This is a genomic window from Methylibium sp., assembly GCF_035762065.1.
Taxonomy (GTDB): Bacteria; Pseudomonadota; Gammaproteobacteria; order Burkholderiales; family Burkholderiaceae_C; genus Methylibium.
The window spans coordinates 1-6,710 of the sequence record NZ_DASTPW010000039.1 but is presented as its reverse complement, the minus strand read 5'-3'; the positions used below and the strand labels follow the sequence as shown (position 1 = coordinate 6,710).

Below are 6,710 nucleotides of genomic sequence, written 5' to 3'. Positions count from 1 at the left end.
TGGAGATCCTCAAGATCGGCTCAGCGGGCACCATGGCGCTGCTCGACCGGGCGCACGCCGACGCCGCCCGCTTCCTGATGGCCTCGACCTCGGAGGCGTACGGCGACCCGCTCGTGCACCCGCAGCCGGAGACCTACTGGGGGAACGTCAACCCGATCGGCCCGCGCGGCGTCTACGACGAGGCGAAGCGCTACGCCGAGGCGCTGACGATGGCGTACCACAACCAGCAGGGCGTGGACACGGCCATCGTCCGGATCTTCAACACGTACGGGCCGCGCATGCGCCCGTACGACGGCCGCGCGATCCCGACGTTCGTGCGCCAGGCCGTCGCGAACCAGCCGCTGACGGTCTTCGGCGACGGGTCCCAGACGCGCAGCTTCTGCTACGTCGACGACCTGATCGAGGGCGTGCTGCGCACGATGGCGACGCCCGACGACTTCGCCGGGCCGGTGAACCTGGGCAACCCCGGCGAGTTCTCGATGCTCGAACTCGCGCAGCAGGTGATCGCGCTCACCGCGTCGAAGAGCAGGCTGCGCCACCTGCCGCTGCCGCAGGACGACCCGAAGCAGCGCCGCCCCGACATCGGCCTGGCGCGCGACGTGCTCGGCGGCTGGCAGCCCACCGTGCCGCTGGCCGAAGGCCTGAGCAGGACCATCGCCTACTTCGACGCCCTGCTCGCCGAAGGCGACCGGTGATGCCCGACGGCACGGCGCCCGGATCGACGGTGCTGATCTTCCGCATCGGCAGCCTCGGCGACACGGTGGTCGCGCTGCCCTGCCTGCACCGCATCGCGCAGTGCTACGCGACCAGCCGCCGCGTGCTGCTGACCAACGTGCCGGTCAGCACGAAGGCGGCGCCGGCGCAGGCGGTGGTCGGCGGCGTCGGCCTGATCGACGACTACCTCGCCTACCCCGTCGGGCTGCGCTCGCCGGCCGGTCTGTGGCGGCTCGCGCGGCAGATCCGCGCGCTGGCGCCGAGCGCGCTGGTCTACCTGATGCCCACGCGCAGCCGGCTCGGCCTGTGGCGCGACCTTTCCTTCTTCAAGCTGTGCGGCGTGCCGTCGATCGTCGGCGCGCCCCTGGCCGAGGACCTGCGCCGCAACCGCCGCGACGCCGGCGGGCTGTTCGAGTCCGAAGGCTCGCGGCTCGCGCGCTGCCTCGCGCCGCTGGGTGCGATCGATCTCGCCGACCGCGCGCTGTGGGACCTGCGGCTGACCGCCGACGAGCGCGCGAACGCGCGGCGCGTCTGCGCGGCGCTCGGCGGCCGGCCGTTCCTCGCGATCAACATGGGCGGCAAGATCGCGATCAAGGACTGGGGCGTCGAGCGCTGGCAGGCGCTGCTCGGCGAACTGCGCGCGGCGAGGCCCGGCTTCGGGCTGCTGGTGGTCGGTGCGCCCGAGGACCACGCGCGCGGCGCCGATGCCGCCGCGCGCTGGGGTGAGGGCGCGGTCAACGCCTGCGGCGCCCTCACCCCGCGCGAGAGCGCCGCGGCGATGGAGAGCGCGGCCGCCTTCGTCGGCCACGACTCCGGACCGATGCATCTGGCGGCGGCGGTCGGCGTGCGCTGCGTGGGGCTGTTCGGCAGCCACGAGCCGCCGGCGCTGTGGCATCCGATCGGCGTCGGCCACACCGCGATCCACCGGATGGCAGGCGTCGAGACGATCGGTGTCGCCGAGGTGCGCGCGGCGGTGCTCGCCACGCTCGCGCAGCCTGAGCCGGTCCACGCCGCACGGTGCTGAGACGATGTGCGGCATCGCCGGGATCCATGCCTACCGCGACGGCGCGGCGCCGGTCGACGGGGACGAGCTCGCACGCATCGACGAGCGCCTGCGCAGCCGCGGCCCGGACGGCCACGCGCGCTGGCGCAACGCCGACGGCCGCATTGCGTTCGCGCATCGCCGTCTGGCGATCATCGATCTGAGCGAGGGCGGCGCGCAGCCGATGCACCACGCGGCGAGCGGCCACACGATCGTCTTCAACGGCGAGATCTACAACCACCAGGCGCTGCGCCGCGAGCTGCATGACGGCGGCGCCTCGCTGCGCTCGAGCTCCGACACCGAAGTGCTGCTGCGGCTGTTCGTCGAGCGCGGCCCGTCGATGCTGGTGCTGCTGCGCGGCATGTATGCGCTGGCGATCTGGAGCGAGCGCGAGCGCCGCCTCTTCCTCGCGCGCGATCCGCTGGGCATCAAGCCGCTGTACATCGCCGACGACGGCGCGACGCTGCGCTTCGCTTCGCAGGTCAAGGCGCTGCTGGCCGGGCGCGTCGACGCGGCGCCCGACGCGGCCGGGCATGCCGGCTTCATGCTGTGGGGCTCGGTGCCCGAGCCGTACACGCTGCATCGCGGCATCCGCGCGGTGCCGGCCGGCCACGGCATCGAGGTGCGCGACGGACGCGTCGCGGCGCCCGTCGCCTTCGCCAGCCCCCGCGAGACGCTCGCGCAGGGCCGCGTGGCCGGTGCCTCCGCGGGCGAGGCCGAGGACGCGCTGCGCGCCAACGCCGAGGCGGTGCGTTCCAGCGTGCGCGCGCACATGGTGGCGGACGTGCCGGTCGGCGTGTTCCTCTCGGCCGGGCTCGACTCGACCATGATCGCCGCCGCCGCCTCGGCCGCCGGCGAGCTGCGCACGGTGACGCTGGGCTTCGACGAGTACGCGGGCACGCCGGACGACGAGGCGCCGCTCGCGTCCGAGGCCGCGCGGTCGCTCGGCGCGCGGCACCAGCTCTGCCGCATCGGCGCGGCCGACTTCGCAGCCGATCGCGACGCGATCCTCGCGGCGATGGACCAGCCGAGCATCGACGGCGTCAACGTCTGGTTCGTCGCCAAGGCCGCGGCGCGGCAGGGGCTGAAGGTGGCGCTGTCGGGGCTGGGTGGCGACGAGCTGCTCGGCTCCTACCCCAGCTTCGAGCAGGTGCCGCGGCTGCACCGGGCGCTGCGCGGCTTCGGCGCGTTTCGTGGCGCCGGGCGGCTGCTGCGGCGCGCCGCGGCGCCGGCTTGCGCCGCGCTGACCTCGCCGAAGTACGCCGGCCTGCTCGAATACGGCAGCTCGATGGCCGGGGCCTACATGCTGCGGCGCTGCCTGCACATGCCCTGGGAGCTGCCGGGGCTGATCGGCGACGCGATGGCGCGCGACGGCCTGCAGGCGCTCGCGACCGAGCCGACGCTTGCCGCCAGCATCGAGGGCATCGCCTCCGAGCGGCTGCAGGTCTCGGCGCTGGAGATGCAGTGGTACATGCGCCACCAGCTGCTGCGCGATGCCGACTGGGCCGGCATGGCGCATTCGCTCGAGATCCGCACGCCGCTGGCCGACATGGAGCTGCTGTCGAACATCGTCGCGCTGCCGCAGCTCGGGCGGGCCAACGAAAAGCGCGCGGTCGCGCGCGCGGTGGCGCCGGCGTTGCCGGCGGCCATCCTGGAGCGGCCGAAGACCGGCTTCTCGATCCCCACCCAGCGCTGGCTCACCGCCGGGCTGAGCGCGCGGCTGGGCAATCACCGGCAATGGGCCGGCTACGTCTACCGGCACTTCACCGGGGCGGCGGCATGAGGCTGCTGCACGTGCTGCCGTCGGTCGATCCGCGCGGCGGCGGGCCGATCGAGGGCGTGCGCCAGCGCGGGCGCTGCCTGCAGCGGCGCGGCCATGCCGTCGAGCTGCTGAGCCTCGATGCGCCGGACGCCGTCGCCGCGGACGCGGACCTGCCGGTCCACGCGCTCGGGCCCTCGTCGCTCGGCAGCTACCGCTACAACCGGCGCCTGGTGCCGTGGCTGCGCGAACACGCGAGCCGCTACGACGCCGTGATCGTGCACGGCCTCTGGAACTACCACGCCTTCGGCGCGTGGCGGGCACTGCGCGCCTCGGCGGTGCCGTACTACGTCTTCGTGCACGGCATGCTGGACCCGTGGTTCAAGCGCCGGTATCCGCTCAAGCATCTGAAGAAATGGCTCTACTGGCCGTGGGCCGACTACCGCGTGCTGCGCGATGCGCAGGCGGTGGTGTTCACCTGCGAACAGGAGCGGCGGCTCGCGCGCGAATCCTTCGGGCTGTACCGCGCGCGCGAAGCCGTCGCCTCCTACGGCACCGCGACGCCGCCGCAGGACGCCGAGCGGCTGCGCGAGGGCTTCTTCGCGCTGCATCCGGCGCTGCGCGGCAAGCGGCTGCTGCTGTTCGTCGGCCGGCTGCACGAGAAGAAGGGCTGCGATCTGCTGGTGGAGGCCTTCGCGCGCGTCGCGGCCTCCGATGCCTCGCTGCACCTGGTGATGGCCGGGCCCGACCAGACCGGCTGGCTCGCGCGGCTGCGCGAACAGGCTGCCAGACTCGGCGCGAGCGAACGCATCACCTGGCCCGGCATGCTGCAAGGCGACGCGAAGTGGGGCGCCTTCCACGCGGCCGAGGCCTTCGTGCTGCCCTCGCACCAGGAGAACTTCGGCATCGTTGTCGCCGAGGCGCTGGGATGCGGCGTGCCGGTGCTGATCTCCGACCAGGTCAACATCTGGCGCGAGGTCGAGGCCGCGCGCGCCGGTCTGGTCGCGCCGGACACGCTCGCCGGCTGCACCGACCTGCTGCGACGCTGGCTGGCCCTGCCGCCCGCGGCTCAGGCGCAGATGCGCATCGACGCGCGGCGGGCCTTCGAGGCGCACTTCACGGTCGAGGCGATGGCCGACAGCCTGCTGGAGATCCTCGCGGGGCGCACGCCGACGCCGCCCACCCCCGGGCTCGCGGTCGAGCGCGCGCGAGGAGCGGCACGATGAGCATCCTGCGTGCCGAGCAGCGAAGCCGCACCGACTCGCCGAGCTTCACGCTCGGCAACCGGCTGTACCGCATCGCCTGGAACGGCTGCTGGCTGCTGCTGGCCGCGTGGACGCCGCCTGCGCTGAACCGCTGGCGCTGCCTGCTGTTGCGGACCTTTGGTGCGCGGCTCGCGCCCTGCGCCAAGGTCTACGGCAGCGCGCGCGTGTGGTCGCCGGCGAACCTGGAGATGGGCGCGTTCGCGTGCATCGGGCCGCGCGTGATCGTCTACTCGATGGGCCGCATCACGCTCGGCGAGCATGCGCTGGTCTCGCAGGGCGCGCACCTGTGCGCAGGCACGCACGACATCGAGGACCCGCGTTTCCAGCTGACCGCCGCGCCGATCGCGATCGGCGCGCGCGCATGGATCGCCGCGGAGGCCTTCGTCGGCCCGGGCGTCACGGTGGGCGAGGGCGCGGTGCTCGGCGCGCGCGGCTGCGCCTTCGGCGATCTTGCGCCGTGGACGGTGCACGCCGGTAACCCGGCGCGGCCCTTGAAGGCGCGCACGCGCTTCGGCTGAACCCGATGCTCGACCTCACCGTCGTCGTGCTCACGCACAACGAGGAGCGCCACATCGCCCGCGCGCTCGAATCGGTGCGCGCGATCGCACGCGAGCTGCTGGTCGTCGACAGCGGCTCGACCGACCGCACCGTGCCGATCGCCGCGAGCTTCGGCGCGCGCGTGTTGACGCATCCCTTCGTCAACCAGGCGCGGCAATGCCAGTGGGCGCTCGACGAGGCCGGCATCGGGACGCGCTGGGTGCTGCGGCTCGATGCCGACGAATACCTCGGCCGCGAGCTCGCCGACGAGATCGCGCGCAGGCTGCCGGCGCTGCCGGAGGACGTCGCCGGCGTGCGGCTGAAGCGCCGCCACGTCTTCCTCGGCCGCTGGATCCGCCACGGCGGGCGCTACCCGCTGCGGCTGCTGCGGCTGTGGCGCTGCGGGCAGGGCCGCGTCGAGGACCGCTGGATGGACGAGCACGTGGTGGTGCAGGGTGGCCGCACCATCGACTTCGAGCACGACTTCACCGACCACAACCTCGGCGACCTCGGCTACTTCATCGACAAGCACAACCGCTATGCCACGCGCGAGGCCGTCGAGGTGCTGAACCAGCGCCACCGCCTGTTCGCGCGCGACGACGCGGTGCTCGAAGGCAGCGGCGACGACCAGGCGGCGTTCAAGCGGCGGCTGAAGGAGCGCGTCTACAACCGCATCCCGTATCCGCTGAGCTCGACCGCCTACTTCCTGTTCCGCTACCTCGTGCAGCTCGGCTTCCTCGACGGCCGCGCCGGGCTCGTCTACCACGCGCTGCAAGGCGGCTGGTACCGCTTCCTCGTCGGCGCGAAGGTGGCCGAGCTCGAAGCGCAGCTGCTGCCCATCGACGACAAGGCGGCGGCGCTCGAAACCCTGCGGCGGCTCACGGGCCTGAAGCTCGAGGAAGCGGCCGCGTAGCGACGTAGCGCGAAGCCTGTGAAGGCCTTCGCGGCACGATGCCGCAGGGCTTGCCAACCGTTACCTCCGAGACCTCTGAATGGGGGGTTGTGCAGGAGACCGCTGATACGGTCCAGCGTCATTCGGACCCGAACTTCGCTGCCATGACTTCCTCGTCCTCCCCGGCCCGCGTGCCCGTGTTCGAACGGCCGCGACGCATCGCGATGCTGAGCCTGCTGATCGGCGCGCTGCTCGCCGGCTGCCAGGGCGGCGGCGAAGAAGCGACCGACGCGCCGCCGGCCACCGGCGGCACGCAGCCGGTCACGACGCCGGCGCCCACGCCTTCACCGACGACGCCGGCCCCGACGCCTTCTCCGGCCCCGGCCCCAGCCCCGCCCGGCACCGCCCCCGGCCCCGGCACCGGCACCGGCACCGGCACCGCCCCCGGCACCGCCCCCGGCACCGGCACCGGCACCGTGACGTCGGTGCCCGGCCAGACGC

Annotated in this window: 6 protein-coding genes and 1 pseudogene; all 7 read left to right on the top strand. The window is 73.6% G+C overall.

Going from position 1 to position 6,710, the window contains the following annotated elements; translation table 11 throughout:
* Positions 1–695: NAD-dependent epimerase/dehydratase family protein (locus VFR90_RS10465; protein WP_326406072.1), on the top strand; the 695-nt coding region annotated here is incomplete at its 5' end.
* The gene (locus tag VFR90_RS10460; RefSeq protein WP_326406071.1) at positions 695–1,738 is read left to right on the top strand and encodes a glycosyltransferase family 9 protein; all 1,044 of its coding nucleotides are present in this window, start codon (positions 695–697) and stop codon (positions 1,736–1,738) included. The genes VFR90_RS10465 and VFR90_RS10460, both read left to right, overlap by 1 nt.
* 4 nt (positions 1,739–1,742) lie before the next feature.
* Positions 1,743–3,539: an asparagine synthase (glutamine-hydrolyzing) gene (gene asnB / locus VFR90_RS10455; RefSeq protein ID WP_326406070.1), complete on the top strand. Its 1,797-nt coding sequence runs from the start codon at positions 1,743–1,745 to the stop codon at positions 3,537–3,539.
* The gene (locus VFR90_RS10450) at positions 3,536–4,741 is read left to right on the top strand and encodes a glycosyltransferase (protein WP_326406069.1); all 1,206 of its coding nucleotides are present in this window, start codon (positions 3,536–3,538) and stop codon (positions 4,739–4,741) included. Before asnB ends, VFR90_RS10450 begins: the two co-directional genes overlap by 4 nt.
* On the top strand, positions 4,738–5,298 hold the full coding sequence (locus VFR90_RS10445) for an LbetaH domain-containing protein (RefSeq protein WP_326406068.1): 561 nt from the start codon (positions 4,738–4,740) through the stop codon (positions 5,296–5,298). Before VFR90_RS10450 ends, VFR90_RS10445 begins: the two co-directional genes overlap by 4 nt.
* Before the next feature lie 5 nt (positions 5,299–5,303).
* Positions 5,304–6,230, top strand: a complete 927-nt coding sequence (locus tag VFR90_RS10440; protein ID WP_326406067.1) for a glycosyltransferase family 2 protein — start codon at positions 5,304–5,306, stop codon at positions 6,228–6,230.
* 143 nt (positions 6,231–6,373) lie between these two features.
* A pseudogene (locus tag VFR90_RS10435) lies at positions 6,374–6,710 on the top strand (hypothetical protein); the annotation flags it as partial.

Bases quoted from the DNA above. Each gene is read 5' to 3' on its own strand.
- VFR90_RS10460 (WP_326406071.1), top strand. From the start codon at position 695: ATGCCCGACGGCACGGCGCCCGGATCGACGGTGCTGATCTTCCGCATC.
- VFR90_RS10440 (WP_326406067.1), top strand. From the start codon at position 5,304: ATGCTCGACCTCACCGTCGTCGTGCTCACGCACAACGAGGAGCGCCAC.
- VFR90_RS10445 (WP_326406068.1), top strand. From the start codon at position 4,738: ATGAGCATCCTGCGTGCCGAGCAGCGAAGCCGCACCGACTCGCCGAGC.
- asnB (WP_326406070.1), top strand. From the start codon at position 1,743: ATGTGCGGCATCGCCGGGATCCATGCCTACCGCGACGGCGCGGCGCCG.
- VFR90_RS10450 (WP_326406069.1), top strand. From the start codon at position 3,536: ATGAGGCTGCTGCACGTGCTGCCGTCGGTCGATCCGCGCGGCGGCGGG.